General features: G+C 72.9%; 16 protein-coding genes. 13 read left to right on the top strand and 3 right to left on the bottom strand.

What is annotated here, in order from left to right; all coding sequences use genetic code 11:
* Positions 1 to 63: 63 nt before the first annotated feature.
* Complete coding sequence (locus tag Actkin_RS28770; protein WP_258908004.1) at positions 64 to 1209, top strand: ROK family transcriptional regulator; 1146 nt, start codon at positions 64 to 66, stop codon at positions 1207 to 1209.
* On the opposite strand, the gene Actkin_RS28765 is transcribed toward Actkin_RS28770, so the two are convergent.
* The 3 genes from Actkin_RS28765 to Actkin_RS32805 form a co-directional block, all read right to left on the bottom strand.
* The gene (locus Actkin_RS28765; protein ID WP_258904971.1) at positions 1193 to 1636 is read right to left on the bottom strand and encodes a hypothetical protein; all 444 of its coding nucleotides are present in this window, start codon (positions 1634 to 1636) and stop codon (positions 1193 to 1195) included. The two genes, Actkin_RS28770 and Actkin_RS28765, sit on opposite strands and share 17 nt — an antisense overlap.
* A 101-nt stretch (positions 1637 to 1737) precedes the next feature.
* On the bottom strand, positions 1738 to 2037 hold the full coding sequence (locus Actkin_RS28760; RefSeq protein WP_258904970.1) for a hypothetical protein: 300 nt from the start codon (positions 2035 to 2037) through the stop codon (positions 1738 to 1740).
* A gap of 63 nt (positions 2038 to 2100) precedes the next feature.
* Positions 2101 to 2388: a sigma factor-like helix-turn-helix DNA-binding protein gene (locus Actkin_RS32805; RefSeq protein WP_396122899.1), complete on the bottom strand. Its 288-nt coding sequence runs from the start codon at positions 2386 to 2388 to the stop codon at positions 2101 to 2103.
* Positions 2389 to 2737: 349 nt separating this feature from the next.
* On the opposite strand from Actkin_RS32805, the gene Actkin_RS28750 reads away from it, so the two are divergent.
* The 12 genes from Actkin_RS28750 to Actkin_RS28695 all read left to right on the top strand — a co-directional run bounded on the left by Actkin_RS28750 (position 2738) and on the right by Actkin_RS28695 (position 20630).
* A complete protein-coding gene (locus tag Actkin_RS28750; RefSeq protein ID WP_258908003.1) occupies positions 2738 to 4261 on the top strand; it encodes a sugar ABC transporter ATP-binding protein in 1524 nt (507 codons plus the stop codon).
* A complete protein-coding gene (locus Actkin_RS28745) occupies positions 4261 to 5271 on the top strand; it encodes an ABC transporter permease (RefSeq protein ID WP_258904969.1) in 1011 nt (336 codons plus the stop codon). The genes Actkin_RS28750 and Actkin_RS28745 overlap by 1 nt, the downstream gene beginning before the upstream one ends.
* A 49-nt stretch (positions 5272 to 5320) precedes the next feature.
* Positions 5321 to 6370, top strand: coding sequence for a substrate-binding domain-containing protein (locus Actkin_RS28740; protein WP_258904968.1), 1050 nt, complete (start codon positions 5321 to 5323; stop codon positions 6368 to 6370).
* Between the two features lie 46 nt (positions 6371 to 6416).
* Entirely contained in the window at positions 6417 to 7604 is a 1188-nt protein-coding gene (locus Actkin_RS28735; protein WP_258904967.1) for a Gfo/Idh/MocA family protein, read from the top strand.
* A 242-nt stretch (positions 7605 to 7846) separates the two neighbouring features.
* Entirely contained in the window at positions 7847 to 12931 is a 5085-nt protein-coding gene (locus tag Actkin_RS28730) for a ThuA domain-containing protein (protein WP_258904966.1), read from the top strand.
* Positions 12932 to 12992: 61 nt separating this feature from the next.
* Positions 12993 to 14153, top strand: coding sequence for an inositol-3-phosphate synthase (locus tag Actkin_RS28725; RefSeq protein WP_189209661.1), 1161 nt, complete (start codon positions 12993 to 12995; stop codon positions 14151 to 14153).
* Entirely contained in the window at positions 14150 to 14980 is an 831-nt protein-coding gene (locus Actkin_RS28720; protein ID WP_258904965.1) for an SCO3242 family prenyltransferase, read from the top strand. The genes Actkin_RS28725 and Actkin_RS28720 overlap by 4 nt, the downstream gene beginning before the upstream one ends.
* Entirely contained in the window at positions 14977 to 16353 is a 1377-nt protein-coding gene (locus tag Actkin_RS28715) for an EboA domain-containing protein (protein WP_258904964.1), read from the top strand. Before Actkin_RS28720 ends, Actkin_RS28715 begins: the two co-directional genes overlap by 4 nt.
* Entirely contained in the window at positions 16350 to 17213 is an 864-nt protein-coding gene (locus Actkin_RS28710) for a TatD family hydrolase (RefSeq protein ID WP_258904963.1), read from the top strand. Before Actkin_RS28715 ends, Actkin_RS28710 begins: the two co-directional genes overlap by 4 nt.
* On the top strand, positions 17210 to 18283 hold the full coding sequence (eboE, locus tag Actkin_RS28705; protein ID WP_258904962.1) for a metabolite traffic protein EboE: 1074 nt from the start codon (positions 17210 to 17212) through the stop codon (positions 18281 to 18283). The genes Actkin_RS28710 and eboE overlap by 4 nt, the downstream gene beginning before the upstream one ends.
* Positions 18280 to 19629, top strand: a complete 1350-nt coding sequence (locus tag Actkin_RS28700) for an alkaline phosphatase family protein (protein ID WP_258904961.1) — start codon at positions 18280 to 18282, stop codon at positions 19627 to 19629. The genes eboE and Actkin_RS28700 overlap by 4 nt, the downstream gene beginning before the upstream one ends.
* Positions 19626 to 20630 (top strand): sugar phosphate isomerase/epimerase family protein, encoded by a 1005-nt coding sequence (locus Actkin_RS28695; protein ID WP_258904960.1) that lies wholly within the window; start codon positions 19626 to 19628, stop codon positions 20628 to 20630. Before Actkin_RS28700 ends, Actkin_RS28695 begins: the two co-directional genes overlap by 4 nt.
* Positions 20631 to 20636: the final 6 nt, after the last annotated feature.

Raw genomic sequence — 20636 nt, 5'->3', positions numbered from 1 at the left:
GCGGCACGGGAGGTGGGCGTGGACGGACAGGCGCCGCGGGCGGGGTCGCGGGAGCAGGGGCGCATGCTGGGGGTGCTGCGGGACGAGGGCGCGTTGTCGAGGGTGGCGCTCGGGGAGCGGTTGGAGTTGCCCCGGGCTCGGTTGGCCGCGGAGTTGGGCAGGCTGATCGACGACGGGCTCGTGGAGGTCGGGGGGCCTGCTGCGAGTCGGGGCGGGCGGCGGTCCACGTTGGTGCATCTCGCGGATGACCTGCGGGTGATCGGGATCGACGTGGGGGCGACCTCCATCACCGCGGCCGTCACCGACGGGCGGTGCGAGGTGTTGGCCTCCGCGAGCGAGGAGTGCGACGTCCGGCTCGGGCCCGTCGAGGTGTTGCGGCGCGCGCGGGAGCTGGCCGCGCGCACCGCCGCGCGGGCGCCGGGGCGGCTCATCGGGGCGGGGATCGGGCTTCCCGGGCCGGTCAGCTTCCGGGACGGCATGCCGGTCGCGCCGCCGATCATGCCCGGGTGGGACCGCTATCCCGTGCGCGACGAGCTGGCGAGCGCGCTCGGATGCCCGGTCACCGTGGACAACGACGTCAACGTCATGGCGCTCGGCGAGCGGCACGCCGGGGTGGCGCGCAGCCTGGACGACCTGATCTTCGTCAAGGTGGGCACCGGCATCGGCTGCGGCATCGTCCTCGGCGGACGCGTCTACCGCGGCGTCGCTGGCACCGCGGGCGACATCGGGCACGTGCGGCTCGACGACTTCGGCCCGCCCTGCGCGTGCGGGGAGGTCGGCTGCCTCGAGGCGTACTTCGGCGGCGCGGCCCTGGCCCGCGACGGCCTGACCCTCGCCCGCACCGGCCGCTCGCCCGTTCTGGCCGAGACCCTGGCCGCCACCGGCTCGCTCACCGCGCGCGACGTCGGCACCGCGGCCGCCTCCGGCGACTTCGCCGCGGCCAGCCTGGTCCGCGAGGGCGGGCGCAGGCTGGGGCAGGTCGTCGCCTCGCTGGTCAGCTTCCTCAACCCCGGGATGGTCGTCATCGGCGGCGGGGTCTCCCGGCTCGGCCACGCCCTGCTCGCCGAGGTCCGCAGCGCGGTCTACCGGCGCTCGCTCCCGCTGGCCACCGGCAACCTCCCCATCGTCCTCTCCGAACTCGGCGACGACGCGGGCGTCATCGGCGCTGCCTGGTCGGCGACCGAGCGCGCCTTCACGAGTCCGGCGTGAGGTGCACCGCCCAGTCGCCGGTGGACCGCTGGACCTCGACGGACACCGTCACCCGCTGACCCGGCCGGACGTGCGGCACGTCGACCCCGCCCAGGACGTGGGGCGTGTAGTCCCAGGTCATGTGCCGGGCGACCTCCACACCGGACACCCGGACGATGTAGGCGCCAGGCGTGTTCGCCTCGATCAGGAGCGAATGGGGCCCCTCCGGCCAGGTGAGCACCGCCTCGCGGACGCCCGCCCCGGAACCCCGCAGCGGGGCAACCGCGGACTGCCAGAACCCCTGGATCGGCGTCAGCTCGGCGGGCCGGGGCGGAAAGCGGTACTCCGACACCGGGACCGCCTGCCCGATCGCCACCGCGAAGCCCCCGCTGTCGGGCACCGGGACGGGGGTCGGCTGGCGCGGGTCGCCCAATTCGGCGGACGTCACCGTGACGACCAGCTCCGCGGGCGTCCCGGGACGCGCGTCCGTGAGCCGGGAGGTGCGCAGGCCGGGACCGCAGTCGCCGGGAGTCCGGACCGGCTTCCCGTTCAGCCGGACCTCGATGGCGAACCGGGTGCCACGTCGCAGCGGGTGAACAGGACCAGTTCGTCGGCGCCGGGGGTGAACCGCAGCCTCACCACGCCACCGGGCAGTTCGCCCGAGCCCTGCGCGATGACCCGCGCCCCGCCCAGGTACTCCGCGAACCCCTCGACCGGGACCGGCCCGGCGGGCGCGGACGCGACCCGCGTCGAGGACACCGCGTACGACATCCCCGCGATCGCCGCCACCGCGCAGATCGCCGCCGCGGCAGCCCGCCGCCGCCTGCCCGCCCGCACCCGGGCGCGCACCGCGTCGAACCGCGCCGGGGTCCTCGGGCAGCCGCGAGCGCTCGTCCAGCAACTCCGCCAGGTTCACCGGACCACCCCTTCCCCGATCACCGACTCGTCCAGGCGCAGCGCCGCGAGCGCGCGGCTGGTCTGGCTCTTGACCGTGCCCACCGAGCAGCCCATGAGCTCGGCGACCCTGGCCTCGGTCAGGTCCTCGAAGCAGCGCAGCACGACCACGGCCCGCTGCTTGCGCGGCAGCGTCCCCCAGCGCCCGCCACACCCAGTCCCGCTCGGCCACCCCGGCGTCCGCGCCCGCCGGGCGCCTCGGGCAGCACCTCGGTCGGCTCCTTTGCGCGCCAGCGCCGGCGCCACCAGGTGGCGTAGGTGGTGACCAGGATCTTGCGGACGCGACCGCGACGAACTCCTCGAACCCCTCCGGCTCGCGCACCCCGTGGCCTCCGCTCGACCGTCACCCTGACCTACCACTCGGTCGCAGCCGATGGTTGCGTGGCACAGAAGTGACTGTCACAAACTCGCCATCGGCGAGGATTCGGCAATGTGAAAGACAGGTTTCGGCTGTTAGGCGCACACTTTTGCTGATCATCAGCAAAAGTTGCGCCCGAACGCTGCTCTCTTCGGACTATTGCGAGCGATATCGCTGGTGAATCAGGCTGCCGCCTGTGAGGTCAGCCACCAGGAGGAGGCCGATTTGCTGCTGGCGATGACGGGGATCGGCAAGAGCTTCCCCGGCGTGCGCGCGCTCGACGGGGTCGACCTGGTGGTCGAGCCCGGGGAGGTGCACTGCCTGCTGGGCCAGAACGGCGCGGGGAAGTCGACCCTGATCAAGGTGCTGGCCGGGGCCCACCAGCCCGACGAGGGCGAGATCCGGTGGCAGGGCGAGCCGGTCCGGCTGTCGTCGCCGGTCGCGGCGCTGCGGCTGGGGGTGGCCACCATGTACCAGGAGCTGGACCTGGTGCCCGGCGTCTCGGTCGCGGAGAACATCTTCCTCGGCCACGAGCCCGCCCGGTTCGGCTTCGCGCGCAAGGCCGCGGCGCGCACCGCGACCGCGGCGCTCATGCGCAGGCTCGGCCACCCGGAGATCCACCCCGACCGCGAGGTCGGCACCCTCTCGGCCGCGGGCCAGCAGCTGGTCTCCATGGCCCGCGCCCTGGCCCACGACGCCCGGCTGATCGTCATGGACGAGCCCACCGCCGCGCTGGCCTCCGACGAGGTGGACAACCTCTTCCGCATCGTCGCCGAGCTGACCGCCGACGGCGTCGCCATCGTCTACATCTCCCACCGCCTCGAGGAGATCCGCCGCATCGGCAGCCGGGTCACCGTGATCAAGGACGGCCGCACGGTCGCCACCGGCCTGCCCGCCGACACGCCCACCGCCGAGCTGGTCGACCTGATGTCCGGCCGCAGGGTCGAGACCGTGTTCCCGCACCGCGACGAGACCACTGTGGACCCCACCACCGAGGTGCTGCGGGTGGAGGGCCTCAGCCGCAGGGGCGAGTTCGCCGACGTGGGCTTCACCGTGCACGCCGGGGAGATCGTCGGCATCGCGGGCCTGGTCGGCGCGGGCCGCAGCGAGATCCTGGAGACGATCGCGGGCGCCCGCAGGCCCGACAAGGGCACGGTCACCGTCGACGGCAAGCGGCTGCGGCCCGGCAGCGTCGGCGCCGCCGTCCGCGCGGGCGTCGGCCTGGCGCCCGAGGAGCGCAAGAGCCAGGCCCTGCTGCTCGACCTGCCGCTGGCCCACAACGTGACCCTGGCGAGCCTGCCCGCCTACAGCACCGCCGGTTACCTCGACCGCGCGCGCGAGCACCGCGACGCCAAGGCGACCCTGGAGCGCCTCGAGCTGCGCCCCGCCGACCCGCGCAGGCTGGTCGGCACCTTCTCCGGCGGCAACCAGCAGAAGGCCGTCGTGGCCCGCTGGCTGGTGCACGGCTGCCGGGTCCTGCTGCTGGACGAGCCGACCCGGGGCGTCGACGTCGGCGCCCGCGCCGAGCTCTACCGGCTCATCCGCGAACTGGCCGCGTCCGGCGTCGCCGTGGTCCTGGTGTCCAGCGAGGTGCCCGAGGTGCTCGGCCTCGCCGACCGGGTGCTGGTGCTGCGCGAGGGCCACGTGGTCGCCGACCGACCCGCCGACGACCTCACCGAGGCCGCGGTTCTCGACCTAGTCATGGAGGGGCATGTCATGACAGGCAGCGCGCATGCCCTCGACCCCGAGGAGGCGATCTGATGGCCGCGCCGGAGCAGACGGCGGTGCGGGCGGAGACCCCCGCGCCCCTGGCGCCCCCCAAGTCCGCGAGCAGGCTCGACCTGCGGCTGGCCGGGCTGCTGGGCGTGTTGGTCCTCCTGTGCGTCGTCGGGTACGTCACCCGACCGGAGAGCTTCCTCACCGAGGCCAACATCTCCACCATGCTGCGCCTGGCCGCCGCCATCGGCGTGGTCAGCGTCGGCATGACGTTCGTGATCATCAGCGGCGGCATCGACCTGTCGGTCGGCTCGATCGTGGCGCTGGCCAGCGTCTGGGCGACCACGCTGGCCACCCAGGCCTACGGCCCGGTCGTGATGGTGCTGTGCGCGCTGCTCGTCGGGCTCGCCTGCGGCCTGGTCAACGGGGTACTGATCTCCTACGGGAAGATAGTCCCGTTCATCGCGACCCTGGCGATGTACGCCTCCGCGCGCGGCCTGGCCGAGCGGATCTCCGGGCGGCGCACGCAGGTCGTCAGCGAGACCGGGTTCACCGACTTCTTCCGCGGCGACTTCCTCGGCGTGCCGATCCTGATCTGGATGCTGGCGCTGGTGTTCGCCGTCGGGTGGGTCCTGCTCAACCGCACCACCTTCGGCAGGCGCACCTTCGCCGTCGGCGGCAACGCCGAGGCCGCCCGGCTCGCGGGCATCAACGTCAAGCGGCACACCGCGCTGGTCTACGGCATCGCCGGGCTCTGCTGCGGCATCGCCGCGATCATGGTCATCGCCCGCACCACCTCCGGCGCGTCCACCAACGGCCTGTTCTACGAGCTGGACGCGATCGCCGCGGTCGTCATCGGCGGCACGCTGCTCAGCGGCGGGCGCGGCACGCTGATCGGCACGCTCATCGGCGTCCTGATCTTCACCGTGCTCAACAGCATCTTCACCCAGAACAACCTCGACACCGACATCCAGAACATCGCCAAGGGCGTGATCATCGTCGCCGCGGTGCTGCTGCAGCGCACGACCTCCCGGCGCAACGCCGACAAGACCTGACCTTCCCCGCACCATCCACTCCACCCGCACACACCGCTGGAGATTCGCCATGCCCTCATTCGACCGCCGCAAGTTCCTGTGGGGCTCCACCGCCGTCGGCGCGTCCGCGGTCCTGGTCGGCTGCACCTCCAACGAGGCGCCCGGCAGCACGAACACCGCCGCCGTCGCGGGCCAGACGGGGGAGAACAGCGCCCCCGGCGCGCCCGTGACCATCGGCTTCTCCGCCCCCGCCGCCGACCACGGCTGGATGGCGGCCATGACGAAGAACGCCCGCGCCCAGGCCGAGCAGTTCTCCGAGGTCACCTTCAAGGCCACCGAGGGCACCAACGACGTCAACCAGCAGATCGCGCAGGTCGAGTCGCTGATCAACGAGGCAGTCGACGTGCTGGTGATCCTGCCCTTCGACGGCAAGGCGCTCACGGCCGTGGGCAAGCAGGCGATGGACGCGGGCATCCCCGTGATCAACGTGGACCGGGTGTTCGACACCGCGCTCGCGTACCGGACCTGGATCGGCGGCGACAACTACCGTATGGGCGTCAACGCGGGCAACTACATCGGCCAGCAGATGAAGGCCAAGAACATCGCCAACCCGGTGATCGGCGAGGTCGCGGGCATCGACTCGCTGCCGCTGACCCAGCAGCGCAGCAAGGGCTTCGCCGACGCGCTGGCCGGGCACGGCTTCAAGGTCGGACCGAGGGTGTCGGCGCAGTTCACCCCGGAGTCCGGCGAGCAGCAGACGGCGAACCTGCTGCAGGGCGCGCCCAAGCTGGACGCGCTGTGGAACCACGACGACGACCAGGGCATCGGCGTGCTGGCCGCGATCGACAGCGCCAGCCGCAGCGAGTTCATCATGGTCGGCGGCGCGGGCTCGAAGAACATGATGGACCTGATCAAGGCCGACTCCGGCGTGGTCAAGGCGACCGTGCTCTACAGCCCCTCGATGGCGTCGTCGGCGATCGCGCTGGCCCGCCTGCTGGGCCAGAGCAAGGGGCTGGGCGACCTCGCCGAGCACGAGGTCCCCGCGTCCATCACCACGTATTCCGCGGTGGTCACCAAGGAGAACGTCGACCAGTACATGGACGTGGGCTTCGATTCCTAAGCAGACCGAACGTCGGAGTGCGCGAGACAGTGACGGAGGGCGAGGGATGGTAGGGGAAATCGGCGTCGGGATGATCGGGCACGCGTTCATGGGCGCCGTGCACTCCCAGGCGTGGCGCAGCGTGCACCGGTTCTTCCCGGTGGCGCTGACGCCTCGGCTGGCGGTGCTGTGCGGCCGGGACGCGGCCCGGACCCGGGACGCGGCGGCCAGACTGGGCTGGGCGGCGGTGGAGACCGACTGGCGGGCGGCGGTCGCGCGGGAGGACGTGCAGCTGGTCGACATCTGCACGCCGGGGGACACCCACGCCGAGATCGCGCTGGCCGCGCTCGCCGCGGGCAAGCACGTGCTGTGCGAGAAGCCGCTGGCCAACTCCGTCGCCGAGGCCGAGGCGATGGCCGCCGCGGCGGAGGCGGCCGCGGCCAAGGGCGTGCGGTCGATGGTGGCGTTCAACTACCGCCGGGTCCCCGCGCTCGGCCTGGCGCGGCGGCTGGTGGCCGAGGGGCGGCTCGGCGACATCCGGCACGTGCGCGCGGTGTACCTGCAGGACTGGCTCTCCGACGAGACCGCGCCGATGACCTGGCGGCTGCGCAAGGACAAGGCGGGCTCGGGCTCCCTCGGCGACCTCGGCGCGCACATCGTCGACGCCGCCCAGTGGGTCACCGGCCAGAACGTCAGCGGCGTCTCGGCGATCTCGGAGACGTTCGTCCGCAACCGCCCGTCGGACGAGGGCAGCGGCGAGGTGACCGTGGACGACGCCGCGCTGTTCCTCGCCCGCTTCTCCGGCGGCGCCATCGGCTCCTTCGAGGCCACCCGGTACGCGCTCGGGCGCAAGAACGCGATGCGGCTGGAGATCAACGGCAGCCGGGGCAGCATCGCGTTCGACTTCGAGTCCATGAACGAGCTGCGGTTCTTCGACGGCGACGACGCGGGCGCCGAGGCCGGGTTCCGCCGGATCCTGGTGACCGAGCCCGAGCACCCGTACGTCGGCGCGTGGTGGCCGCCGGGCCACCTGCTCGGCTACGAGCACACCTTCACCCACGAGGTCTCCGACCTGCTGGAGGCGATCGCGACCGGGAGCGATCCCGAGCCCGGGTTCGCCGAGGGGCTGCAGGTGCAGCGGGTGCTCGCGGCGGTGGAGGACAGCGCGGCCGCCGGTTCGGTGTGGACCCCCGTCGGGACGGCGGGCCCGTCGGGCAACGGCCGCGCGGAGATGACGGGGGCGGCGGTCAGCTGACCCTCGGGGCGCCGCAGCCCCCGGCGTGCGGGCCGGGGGCTGCGGCAGAGGACGGAAAGGAGTCGAAGCCCTTCCCGGCGTTCCCACTAGTGGTGTCGCGATCCCCGCCGGACAACAGGACCGGCGCATGAGATTCACCGGAGAACGAGGAGATCGTACCTGTGCGAGGCAAGAGAAGTCGCAGTCAACCGTTGCGGGCGGGCATAGCCGCGCTCGCTTTCGCCACAGGGCTGAGCGGGTTGGTGCTCACCGCGGCCCCGGCATCGGCCCACGGCGCCCACGTGCTGGTCTTCTCCAAGACCGCCGGGTTCCGCCACGACTCCATCCCCGACGGCGTCGCCGCCATCACCGAGCTCGGCGCCGAGAACGGCATCGAGGTCGAGGCTACCGAGGACGCTGCCGCGTTCACCGACGAGAACCTGGCGAAGTACGCCGCCGTCATCTGGCTGTCCACGACCGGCGACGTGCTGAACGACGAGCAGCAGGCGGCCTTCGAGCGCTACATCGAGGGCGGCGGCGGGTACGCGGGCGTGCACGCCGCGGCCGACACCGAGTACACCTGGCCGTGGTACGGCGAGCTCGTCGGCTCCTACTTCAAGTCCCACCCGCACATCCAGGAAGCCGACGTGCTGGTCGAGGACCACGACCACGCCTCGACCGCGCACCTGCCGGACACCTGGGCCCGCACCGACGAGTGGTACAGCTACCAGTCCAACCCGCGCGGCCGGGTGAAGGTCCTCGCCGCGCTGGACGAGACCAGCTACACCCCGACGGACCCCAGCGGCGACCACCCGATCGTGTGGTGCCACGGGATGGGCGAGGGCCGCTCCTGGTACACCGGCATGGGCCACACCAAGGAGTCCTACGCCGACGCCGACTTCCGCGCGCACCTGCTCGGCGGCATCCGCTACGCCGCGGGCCTGGCCGCGGCCGACTGCGCCCCCGACCCGGACGCCCCGCCGACCGACGCCGACTTCGACCAGGTGACCCTGGCCCGCGGCGAGGAGAAGACCGGCGAGCCGATCGCGCTGGCCGTGCTGCCCGACCGCAAGGTCCTGCACACCTCCCGCGACGGGCGCGTCTGGCTGACCACCCCCGAGGCCACGACCACGCTGGCCGGGCGCATCCCGGTCTACAACCACGACGAGGACGGCCTGCAGGGCGTCGCCGTCGACCCCGACTTCGACACCAACCGCTGGGTGTACCTCTACTACGCCCCGCCGCTGGACACCCCGGCAGGCGACGCGCCCACCGACGGCACAGCGGCGGACTTCGCGCCGTTCAAGGGCCACAACCTGCTCTCCCGGTTCAAGCTGAGCACCGAGGGCGTCCTGGACGTCGCCAGCGAGCAGCAGATCCTGCAGGTGCCCGCCGACCGCGGCATCTGCTGCCACGCGGGCGGCGAGATCGACTTCGACGCGCAGGGCAACCTGTACCTGTCCACCGGCGACGACAGCAACCCGTTCGCCTCCGACGGCTACACCCCGATCGACGAGCGCGCGACCCGCAACCCGGCCTACGACGCGCAGCGCACCTCGGGCAACACCAACGACCTGCGCGGCAAGATCCTGCGCATCAAGGTGCAGGAGGACGGCAGCTACACCGTTCCGGACGGCAACCTGTTCGCGCCCGGCACGGAGAAGACCCGGCCCGAGATCTACGCCATGGGCTTCCGCAACCCGTTCCGGTTCGCCGTGGACAAGGCGACCGGGTGGATCCACCTGGGCGACTACGGCCCGGACGCCGGGTCGCCGAACCCCGCCCGCGGCCCCGGCGGCACCGTCGAGTTCAACCTGGTGAAGGGCCCGGGCAACTTCGGGTGGCCGTACTGCGTCGGTGACAACCAGCCGTTCGTGGACTACGACTTCGCCACCGGGGCCTCCGGGCAGCCGTTCGACTGCGCTGCCCCGAAGAACACCAGCCCGAACAACACCGGCCTGGTCGACCTGCCGCCTGCCCAGGCTGCCTGGATCCCCTACGACGGCGGTTCGGTGCCGGAGTTCGGCACCGGCGGCGAGTCGCCGATGGGCGGCCCGACCTACCACTTCGACCCGGCGAACGAGACGGTCACGAAGTTCCCCGAGTTCTATGACGGCAAGAACTTCGCCTACGAGTGGGACCGCGGCTGGATCAAGACCATCGACGTCGGCCCGGAGGGGGAGCGCGGCGCCATCGCGCCGTTCTTCGACTCCATGCAGCTGACCCGGCCGATGAACCTGGAGTTCGGCCCCGACGGCTCGCTGTACGTGCTCGACTACGGCAGCGGCTACTTCGGCGGCGCGCCGGACTCGGCCGTCTACCGCATCGACTACACCCGGGGCAACCACACCCCGGTCGCCCAGCTGAGCGCCGACAAGACCAGCGGCCCCGCGCCGCTGACGGTGACCTTCGACCCGGCGGGCACGTCCGACGAGGACGGTCACGAGCTGACCTACGCCTGGGACCTCGACGGCGACGGCACGACCGACTCGACCGAGGCCGGTCCGGTGACGCACACCTACGACGCCATCGGCCAGTACAGCGCCAAGCTGTCGGTCACCGACCCGACCGGGCTCACCGGCTCGGCCAGCGTGGTGATCAACGTGGGCAACACCGCGCCCACGGTGGAGATCAACGCGCCCGCCGACGGCACGGTGTTCTCCTTCGGCGACGAGGTGCCGTTCTCGGTGACCGTGACCGACCCGGAGGACGGGGAGATCGACTGCTCGAAGGTGACCGTGGAGTACATCCTCGGCCACGACAGCCACGGCCACCCGCTGTCGCGGGAGACCGGCTGCGAGGGCACGATCGCCACGCCGTCCGACGGCGGCCACGGCGCGGACGCCAACATCTTCGGCGTCATCAACGCCTCCTACACCGACGGCGGCGGCGACTCCGGCGCGGCGCCGCTCACCGGCTCCGACGAGATCGTCCTGCAGCCCAAGACCAAGCAGGCGGAGTTCTTCACCACGCACACCGGGGTCCAGGTCGTCGAGGCGGGCGGCGCGGCGGGCAACAAGCGCGTCGGCTACATCGACAACGGCGACTGGATCATGTTCGACCCGGTGAACCTCGCCGGGGTCGGCGGCATCGGCTACCGGGTGTCCTCCGGCGGCGCGGGCGGGATCATGGAGGTGCGCTCCGGCTCGCCCGACGGCCCGCTGGTGCAGTCGGTCTCGGTGGGCAACACCGGCGGCTGGGACACCTACGCCGACATCCCGGTCGCGCCGATCACCGACCCGGGCGGCACGCACCCGCTGTACCTGGTGTTCAAGGGCTCGGGCACGGGCGGGCTGTTCGACGTCGACGAGATCCGCTTCGAGACCGGCGACGTCGCCCCGCGCACGTCGCTGCCCGCTGAGTCCTTCGACGAGGCCGCCGGAATCAGCATGATCGAGGATGCGGCGGCCCAGGACGGTCGACAGGTTGGCGATGTGCACAACGGTGACTGGATCGCCTTCGACGGGATGGACCTGTCGCAGGTGACCGGCATCGGGTACCGGGTCGCGTCCGACACCGCGGGCGGCGTCATCGAGGTCCGCGCCGACGCGCCGGACGGCGAGCTGCTGCAGACCGTCACGGTGGGCAACACCGGCGGCTGGCGCAGCTACGCCACGCTGCCGCCCGCCCCGGTGACCGACCCGGGCGGCGCGCACCGGCTGTACTTCGTGTTCCGCGGCGGCGACGGCCCGCTGTTCGACGTGGACACGATCACCTTCGACGGCACCCTCGTGCGCTCCTGCCAGCCGCAGACGCCGGAGGAGGGCTACCGCAGCCTCTACAACGGCACCGCGGAGTCCCTTGAGGGCTGGCGGATGGCCGGGCCGGGCTCCTTCGCGCAGGAGAACTGCTCGATGCGGTCCGTCGGCGGCATGGGCCTGCTCTGGTTCCCGGAGGAGTTCAGCGCCTACAGCCTGCGCATGGACTGGAAGATGGCCGGGGACGACAACTCCGGGGTGTTCATCGGCTTCCCCGACCCGGGCGACGACCCGTGGGTCGCGGTGGACACCGGCTACGAGATCCAGATCGACCCGACCGACGCGCCCGACCGCACGACCGGCGCCGTCTACTCCTTCCAGAGCGCCGACATCCCCGCACGGGACGCCGCGCTCAGGCCCGCGGGCCAGTGGAACGCCTACGAGATCACCGTGATCGGCCAGACGATCAAGGTGTTCCTCAACGGCGCGCTGATCAACGAGTTCACCAGCACCGACCCGGCCCGTGACCTCACCCAGGGGCACATCGGCCTGCAGAACCACGGCAACGGCGACGACGTGTGGTTCCGCAACGTGCGCGTCAAGGAACTCGACGTCACCGCGCCCACCACCACGGCGACGACCGACCCGGCGCCCGCCGCGTCCGGCTGGCACACCGCCGCGCCGGTCACGGTGACGCTGACCGCGAACGAGGACGGCGCCACCGAGTACCGCACCGGCGCGGAGTGGACGGCCTACACCGGCCCGTTCGCGCTCGGTGAGGGCGTGCACACGGTGGAGTACCGCTCGACCGACGCGTCCGGCAACGTCGAGCAGACCAGGACCCTTGAGGTCAAGGTCGACGCCACCGCCCCGCTGACGACCGCGGGCGCGGGCCCGGAGTGGAACGACGGCGACGTCTCGGTGGCGCTGAGCGCCGCAGACGAGGTCTCCGGCGTGGCGGGCACGGAGTGGAGCCTCGACGGCGGCCCGTGGACGGCCTACACCGGGCCGGTCCCGGTCTCCGGCGACGGCGAGCACACGCTGCTCTACCGCAGCCGCGACACCGCGGGCAACGTCGAGACCGACAAGGCAGCGACCATCAAGATCGACGCCACCGCGCCGACCCTGCTGGTCTCCGGCGTGGCGGAGGGCCGGGTCTACGGCGACTCCGCCGACGTGGTGGTCACCTGGTCCGGCGCGGACGAGACCTCCGGGCTGCGCTCGGTCACCGGCAGGCTCGACGGCGCCGCGCTCGCCTCCGGCGACCTGGTCGCGCTGCACACGCTGCCGCTGGGCACGCACGAGCTGGTGGTCACGGCCGTCGACAACGCGGGCAACCGCACCGTCAGCCGAATCCCGTTCGCCACGACCACGTCCCTGCGGGACATGGGCCTGCTCCTCGACCGGTTCCTGGCCACCGGCCGCATCTCCGCGGTGGAGTACCAGGACCTGTCGAAGCAGCTCGCCAAGGCCCGCAAGGCCGAGGCCCGGGGCGACGACCGTAAGGCCGCGCGCGAGCTGGAGAAGTTCAAGCAGCGGGTGGCGACGGTAACGGACCAGGCGGTTCGAGCGGTCCTCACTCGGGACGCCGACCACGTGATCGGCGTCGTGACCGGCGCCGCCGACGGCAGGAGGTCCGGCCGCCGGTAGTCATGGCAGGGTCGGGGGGAGCGGACGGCTCCCCCCGACCCCCAACGGAAAGGGGAAGGCGATGACCTCGCAGCGCGTTGGCCTCTGGCTGGTCGGCGCCCGCGGTTCGGTCGCGACGACGGCGGTGTGCGGCCTTGCCGCGCTGCGCGCCGGGCTCGCGCCGCCCACGGGCTGTGTGACCGAGCGGCTGGAGGGCGTGTCACTGCCCGCTTGGGACGACATCGTCGTCGGCGGCCACGACCTGGTGTCCACGCCGTACGAGAAGCGGGCCGAGCACCTCGCGCGGGCCGGTCTCCTTCCCCACCACCTGTTGGCCCCCATCGTTCCCGCCCTCCGCGACGCCGACGCGGAGGTGCGGGACGGCTACCACCCGACGACGCATCGCGGGCCGCAGGAGCTCGCGGTGCGCCGTCTGGCCGCCGACCTGGAGACCTTCCGGTTCAAGCACGACCTGGCGCGGGTGGTCGTGGTCAACGTGGCCTCGACGGAGCCGCCGGTGCCGGTGGTGCCGGAGTTCGCGTCGCTGGAGTCGCTGCGCGCGGCGCTGGCCGACCCGGCCAGGGCGGTGCTGCCCGCGAGCAGCGTCGCGGCCTGCGCCGCGCTGCTCGCCGGGTGCTCCTATGTGGACTTCACCCCGTCGACCGGGGTCGCGCTGCCCGCGCTGGACGAGCTGGCGCTGGCCCAGCGCGTCCCGTACGCCGGGCGGGACGGGAAGACGGGGGAGACCCTGCTGCGCACCGTCCTCGCCCCGATGTTCACCGACCGCGCGCTGAAGGTGCTGTCCTGGTCGGGCACGAACCTGCTGGGCGGCGGCGACGGGGCGACGCTGTCGGACCCGGCGCGCGCGGCGAGCAAGCTGCGGTCGAAGTCCGACGGCCTGGCCAGCCTGCTGGGCGGCCCGGTCACCGCGCCGCTGCACATCGACAACGTGCCGGACCTGGGCGAGCAGAAGATCGCCTGGGACCACGTGTCGTTCGAGGGCTTCCTCGGGGCGCGGATGAGCCTGCAGTTCACCTGGACCGGGCTGGACTCGGCGCTGGCCGCGCCGCTGGTGCTGGACCTGGCCCGGCTGATGGCGGCCGCGCACGCGGCCGGGATCGCCGGGGTCGTCCCGGAGCTGGGCTTCTTCTTCAAGGACCCGCTGGGCTGGGACGAGCACCGCTTCGACCGGCAGAGCGCCGAGCTGGTGTCGTGGGCGCGCTCGCTGGACGGTCGGCGATGAGGGCCTACGTCGAACTGGTGCGCGCCCCCGCCGCGCTGACCGTGCTCGGGGACACCGTGGCGGGCGCGGCGTTCGGGCCGGGCCTGGCCGGCAGGCGGCTGGCGCTGCCCGCCGCCTCGGTCGCGTTCTACTGGGCCGGGATGGCCCTCAACGACTGGTCGGACCGGACCCTCGACGCCGTCGAGCGCCCGGAGCGGCCGATCCCGTCGGGCCGGGTGTCGCCCGCGGCGGCCCTGGGGGTGGCCGTGGGCCTCACCGCGACAGGCCTCGCGCTGGCGGCCGCGGCGGGCAGGCTGAAGGCCGCGGTGCCGCTGGCCGCGGCGGTCTGGGCCTACGACACCGTGCTCAAGCAGACGCCCGCGGGACCGGCGGCCATGGCCGCCTGCCGGGGTCTGGACGTGCTCATGGGCGGCGGCCGCGCCGCGCTGCCCGCCGCGCTCGCGCTCGGCGGGCACACGCTGGGCGTCACCGTGCTGTCCAAGGGCGAGGTGCACGGCGGCTCGTCCTCGGTCGCCAAGGGCGTCCTCGCCGGGACGGTCGCCTCGGCGCTGGCCGCGACGGCCGGGCGGGCGCGCTCGGTCCGGCACCGGCTGCTGGGCGCGGCGGGCGCCGCCGCGTACGCCGGTCTCGTCGGCAGGGCGCAGCTGGCCGCGGCGAAGGAGCCCACCGCGGCCGCGGTGCGCGGCGCGACCAAGGCGGGCATCCACGGCATGGTGCCGCTGCAGTCCGCGCTGGCCGCCCGTGCCGGGTCCGTCGGGTCCGCGCTGCTCGTGGCGGGCGCGCTGCCGCTGGCCCGCAGGCTGTCCAGGAAGGTGGGGCCGACATGACGTTCGAGCTGGGCTACGGCACCAATGGCTTCGCCAACCACCGCCTGCACGACGCGCTGGCCGTCATCGCCGACCTCGGGTACACCGGCGTCGCGCTGACCCTCGACCACCACCACCTCGACCCCTACGGCCCGAACGTGGCCGCCGAGACCGAGCGCGTCGCCGCCCGGCTGGACGCGCTGGGCCTGCGCGTCGTGGTCGAGACCGGCGCCCGCTACCTGCTCGACCCCACCCGCAAGCACCACCCCACGCTGGTCAGCGACGACCAGGACACCCGCGTCGACTTCCTGCTCCGGGCCGCCGACATCGCCGCCGACCTCGGCGCGGACTGCGTGTCGTTCTGGTCCGGAGTGTCCGATGTGGACGAGGCGACGGCGTGGAAGCGGCTGCGCGACGGCGTCGCCCGGCTGCTCGACGCCTGCCCGAGGGTGCCCTTCGGCCTGGAGCCGGAGCCCGGCATGGCCGTGCAGCACCTGACCGAGGCGCTCACCCTGCGCACCGAGCTCGGCGAGCCGGAGATGCTGGGCATCACCCTCGACGTGGGGCACTGCGTCGCCGTCGAGCCCGACGACGCGGCCACCTGCGTGCGGCAGGCGGGCGAGCTGCTGGTCAACGTGCAGCTCGACGACATGGTGCACGGCGTGCACGAGCACCTGGAGTTCGGCGCGGGGACCCTCGACCTCGCCGCGACCCTGGCCGCGCTGACCGAGGTCGGCTACACCGGCCTGGCCGCGGTCGAGCTGCCCCGGCACTCGCACGCCGCCCCGGACGTGGCGCGCCGGTCGATGGCAGCCCTGCGCGCGGCCATGGACCCGCCGTGGCTGGTGGAGGCGGAGGCGCGGGTGCGCGCCGACGCCGCGGCGATCCGGTCGCTGTTCCCCGCCGTCGGCCGCCACGTCGGCCGCGACGCGGTCCGGCCGAGGGTGGACGCGCGGGGCTGGGTGCACGGCACCGCGGACGACCTGGCGCGGGCCCGGCTGATCGCGGCCCTGCCGGACGCGAGCGAGCTGCCCGACCTGTACCGCTACGGCGACGACGCGGAGAAGCGGGGCGTCCTGCGCGGGCTGCGGCCCTCGACCGACCCGTCGGTGGGCGTGCCGATCGTCCAGGACGCGCTGCGCACCAACGACCCCCGGCTCGTCGCCGCCGCGATGGGCCCGTTCGCCGCGGCGCACCTCGACCGCCACGCCTGGCGGCACGGGGTGCTCAAGTGCCTGTTCATGGGCATCCCGCTGGGCGCGGTGTCGCGGTTGGACGACCTCGCCGACGCCGAACTCGCCCGCATGGTGGCCGACTTCGCCGCCGAACGCCATGCCGCCGGGCGCGCTGTCCCGGTCGACGCCACCGACCTGCTGCGAAAGGCCCGCGCATGAGGATCTTCGACCCGCACATCCACATGACCTCCCGCACCACCGACGACTACGAGGCGATGTACGCCGCGGGCGTGCGCGCGCTCGTCGAGCCTGCGTTCTGGCTGGGCCAGCCGCGCACGAGCGCGGCGTCGTTCGCCGACTACTTCGACGCGCTGATCGGCTGGGAGCGGTTCCGCGCCGCGCAGTTCGGCATCCGCCACCACTGCACGATCGCGCTGAACCCCAAGGAGGCCAACGACCCGCGCTGCACGCCGGTGCTGGACCTGCTGCCGCGCTACCTGGGCAAGGACGGCGTGGTCGCCGTCGGCGAGGTCGGCTACGACTCGATGACCCCGGAGGAGGACGCGGCGTTCGCCCGCCAGCTGGAGCTGGCGGTGGAGTTCGAGTTACCCGCGCTCGTGCACACCCCGCACCGGGACAAGGCCTCCGGGACGAGCCGCACGCTGGCCGTGGTCCGCGAGTCGGGCCTGCCGCCGGAGCGGGTGGCCGTCGACCACCTCAACGAGGTGACCGTCCGCGAGGTCAAGGACTCCGGGTGCTGGATGGGCTTCTCCATCTACCCCGACACCAAGATGGACGAGGACCGCATGGTCGCCATCCTCCAGGAGTACGGCACCGACCGGATGCTGGTGAACTCCGCGGCCGACTGGGGCCGCTCGGACCCGCTGAAGACGGTCAAGACCGTCCAGGCGATGCTGGCCAGCGGCTTCACCGAGTCCGATGTGGACAAGGTGCTGTGGCAGAACCCCGTGGAGTTCTACGGCCAGAGCGGCAGGCTGGTCCTCGACGACCTGCCCGGGTTCAGCCCGTCGCCGGAGACGTTCTCCGGCAACTCGGTGCTCAGAGGCGGTGGGCAGTGACCATCTCCTACTGCACCAACGTCCACCCCGCCGAGACGGTCGCGGGCATCATCGAGCAGTTGGACCGCTTCAGCGTCCCGATCCGCGAGGAGCTGGGCGCCGACGTCCTCGGCCTCGGGCTCTGGCTGTCCGCGCCCGCCGCCCGCCAGCTGGCCGCCGACCCGGCCGTCCGGCGCGGGCTCCGCCGCGAGCTGGACGCGCGCGGGCTGGTCGTGCACACGCTCAACGCCTTCCCCTACCGCGGTTTCCACGAGCCGGTGGTCAAGCACTCGGTGTACCACCCGCGCTGGACCGAGAAGGCCCGGCTCGACTACACCCGCGACTGCGCCACCGTCCTGGCCACGCTGCTGCCGGACGACGCCGAGCACGGCAGCATCAGCACGCTGCCGCTCGGCTGGCGCACCGAGTGGACGCCCGCCGACGACAGCCGCGCCACCGCGGCCCTGGCCGAGCTGACCGAGTACCTGGCCCGGCTGTCCCGCCCGATCCGGCTGGCCGTGGAGCCCGAGCCCGGCTGCGTGCTCGACACCATGGCCGACGCCGTCGGCTGGCTCGCGGGCCGCGTCGACCCCGAGCAGATCGGGGTCTGCCTGGACACCTGCCACCTGGCGGTCTCCTTCGCCGACCCGGCCGAGACAGTCCGCCTGATCGCCGAGGCGGGCCTGCGGGTCTACAAGGTCCAGGCGTCGGCCGCCCTGGAGGCACCCGCGGGCCACGCCGACGCGCTGGCCCGCTTCATCGAGCCGCGCTACCTCCACCAGGTGCGCGCGCTCAAGGACGGCGTCGTCCACGCCGCCGACGACCTCCCGGCCGCCTACGGCGCCCTCCCCGCCGACGCCCCCTGGCGCGTGCACTTCCACGTCCCCCTCCACGCCGAGCCCGACGCGCCGCTCGCCACCACGACCGGCGTCCTCCGCGAGGCCGTCGCCGCGCTCGACACCCCGGCCCACATCGAGGTCGAGACCTACACCTGGAGCGTCCTGCCGGACTTCCGCGACCACCGGCTGGTCGAGGGGATCGCGGCCGAACTGCGCTGGGCGGCGCACCACCTGGAAGGAGTGCGGGCGTGAAGCCGCTCGTGGTCATAGACGTCGTCGGGCTGACACCCGCGCTGCTGCCGCACATGCCGAACCTGCGCGGGCTGCAGCACCGCGCCGAGCTGCGCACCGTGCTGCCCGCCGTCACGTGCAGCGTGCAGTCGACGTTCCTCACCGGGCTCATGCCCAACCAGCACGGCATCGTCGGCAACGGCTGGTACTTCCGCGACCTCGGCGAGGTCTTCCTCTGGCGCCAGCACAACAAGCTCGTCCACGGCGAGAAGCTGTGGGAGACCGCCCGCCGCCAGCGGCCCGACTACAAGGCCGCCAACATCTGCTGGTGGTACGCGATGGGCGCGAGCACCGACATCACCGTCACCCCGCGCCCGATCTACCACGCCGACGGCCGCAAGTCGCCCGACGCCTACGTCCGGCCGCCGGAGTACCACGACCGGCTCGTCGCCGAGCTCGGCGAGTTCCCGCTGTTCCAGTACTGGGGCCCGACGGCGGCGCTGGCCTCCAGCGAGTGGATCGTCAAGGCCGCCGTCAAGACGCTCGCCGAGCACCGGCCGGACCTGCTGCTGGTCTACGTCCCGCACCTCGACTACGACCTGCAGCGGTTCGGGCCGAACTCGCCGGAGGCCAGGATCGCCGCGCGCGAGGTCGACCAGGCGCTCAAGCCGCTGCTGGACCAGGACGCCACCATCGTCGCCCTGTCCGAGTACGGCATCACCCAGGCGGACACGCCGGTGGACATCAACCGGGCGCTGCGCGAGGCCGGACACCTGGAGGTCTACACCCAGGCGGGCATGGAATACCTGGACCCGTGGACGTCGAAAGCGTTTGCGGTCGCCGACCACCAGGTCGCCCACGTCTACACCGACGAGCCAGCCAAGATCAAGGACCTGCTGCGGCAGCTGCCCGGCGTCGACGAGGTGCTCGACCGCGACGAGCAGGCCCGCTACGGCATCGACCACGAGCGCTCCGGCGACCTCGTGGCGATCGCCGAGCCCACCGCGTGGTTCACCTACTACTACTGGCTCGACGACGCCAGGGCCCCGGACTTCGCCCGCGGCGTCGAGATCCACCGCAAGCCCGGCTACGACCCCGCCGAGCTGTTCTTCAACCCGGCCGACCCGTTCGTCAAGGCCAAGGCCGCCGCCAACCTGGCCCGCAAGAAGCTCGGCCTGCGCTACGCGATGAACGTCGTCCCGCTCGACCCCGCGCCCGTGCGCGGCACGCACGGACGGCTGCCCGAGCGGCCCGAGGACGGGCCCGTCCTGCTCTGCACCGACGACATCGGCGCCGACCGCGTCGACGCGACCGAGGTGCGCGACCTGCTGCTCACCCTCCAGGGCCTGAAAGGAAACCCGCGATGAGCCGACCCGTCACCCTGTTCACCGGCCAGTGGGCCGACCTGCCGTTCGCGGAGGTCTGCGCGCTGGCCGAGCGGTGGGGCTACGACGGCCTGGAGATCGCCTGCTCCGGCGACCACTTCGAGGTCGACAAGGCCCTCGCCGACGACTCCTACGTCCCGGCCAAGCTCGCCCAGCTCGAGAAGCACGGCCTCAAGGTGTGGACGATCTCCAACCACCTGGTCGGCCAGGCCGTCTGCGACGACCCGATCGACTTCCGCCACCGCGACATCCTGCCCGCCCGGGTCTGGGGCGACGGCGAGCCCGAGGGCGTGCGGCAGCGGGCGGCCCAGGAGATGGCCGACACCGCGCGGGCCGCGCGCAAGCTGGGCGTGGACACCGTCGTCGGATTCACCGGGTCCAAGACCTGGAAGTACGTGGCGATGTTCCCGCCGGTCTCGCAGGCGGTCATCGACGACGGCTACGCCGACTTCGCCGAGCGCTGGAACCCGATCCTCGACGTGTTCGACGAGGTCGGCGTCCGGTTCGCGCACGAGGTGCACCCGTCGGAGATCGCCTACGACTACTGGACCACCCGCAAGGCGCTCGACGCGGTCGGCAACCGGCCCGCGTTCGGGCTCAACTGGGACCCGTCGCACTTCATCTGGCAGGACCTCGACCCGGTCGGCTTCATCCTCGACTTCGCCGACCGCATCTACCACGTCGACTGCAAGGACACCAAGAAGCGCTTCGACGGCCGCAACGGCCGTCTCGGCTCCCACCTGGCCTGGGCCGATCCCCGGCGGGGCTGGGACTTCGTCTCCACAGGACACGGCGACGTCCCCTGGGAGCAGTGCTTCCGCGCGCTGAACGCCATCGGCTACTCCGGCCCCATCTCCGTGGAGTGGGAGGACGCGGGCATGGACCGCCTGCGCGGGGCCGAGGAGGCCGTCCGGTTCATCCGCGACCTGCAGTTCGACCCGCCGACGGCCTCGTTCGACGCCGCCTTCTCCACCGAACGCTGAAGGAGA

It is taken from the genome of Actinokineospora sp. UTMC 2448, from assembly GCF_024760565.1.
Taxonomy (GTDB): domain Bacteria; phylum Actinomycetota; class Actinomycetes; order Mycobacteriales; family Pseudonocardiaceae; genus Actinokineospora; species Actinokineospora fastidiosa.
The sequence above is the reverse complement of the archived record's forward strand: the minus strand, read 5'-3'. Positions and strand labels throughout refer to the sequence as shown.

What these genes read in the sequence shown, in the direction of transcription:
- Actkin_RS28770 (WP_258908004.1), top strand. Translation starts at nt 64, where the DNA reads ATGCTGGGGGTGCTGCGGGACGAGGGCGCGTTGTCGAGGGTGGCGCTC.
- Actkin_RS28750 (WP_258908003.1), top strand. Translation starts at nt 2,738, where the DNA reads ATGACGGGGATCGGCAAGAGCTTCCCCGGCGTGCGCGCGCTCGACGGG.
- Actkin_RS28745 (WP_258904969.1), top strand. Translation starts at nt 4,261, where the DNA reads ATGGCCGCGCCGGAGCAGACGGCGGTGCGGGCGGAGACCCCCGCGCCC.
- Actkin_RS28740 (WP_258904968.1), top strand. Translation starts at nt 5,321, where the DNA reads ATGCCCTCATTCGACCGCCGCAAGTTCCTGTGGGGCTCCACCGCCGTC.
- Actkin_RS28735 (WP_258904967.1), top strand. Translation starts at nt 6,417, where the DNA reads ATGGTAGGGGAAATCGGCGTCGGGATGATCGGGCACGCGTTCATGGGC.
- Actkin_RS28725 (WP_189209661.1), top strand. Translation starts at nt 12,993, where the DNA reads ATGACCTCGCAGCGCGTTGGCCTCTGGCTGGTCGGCGCCCGCGGTTCG.
- Actkin_RS28720 (WP_258904965.1), top strand. Translation starts at nt 14,150, where the DNA reads ATGAGGGCCTACGTCGAACTGGTGCGCGCCCCCGCCGCGCTGACCGTG.
- Actkin_RS28715 (WP_258904964.1), top strand. Translation starts at nt 14,977, where the DNA reads ATGACGTTCGAGCTGGGCTACGGCACCAATGGCTTCGCCAACCACCGC.
- Actkin_RS28710 (WP_258904963.1), top strand. Translation starts at nt 16,350, where the DNA reads ATGAGGATCTTCGACCCGCACATCCACATGACCTCCCGCACCACCGAC.
- Actkin_RS28695 (WP_258904960.1), top strand. Translation starts at nt 19,626, where the DNA reads ATGAGCCGACCCGTCACCCTGTTCACCGGCCAGTGGGCCGACCTGCCG.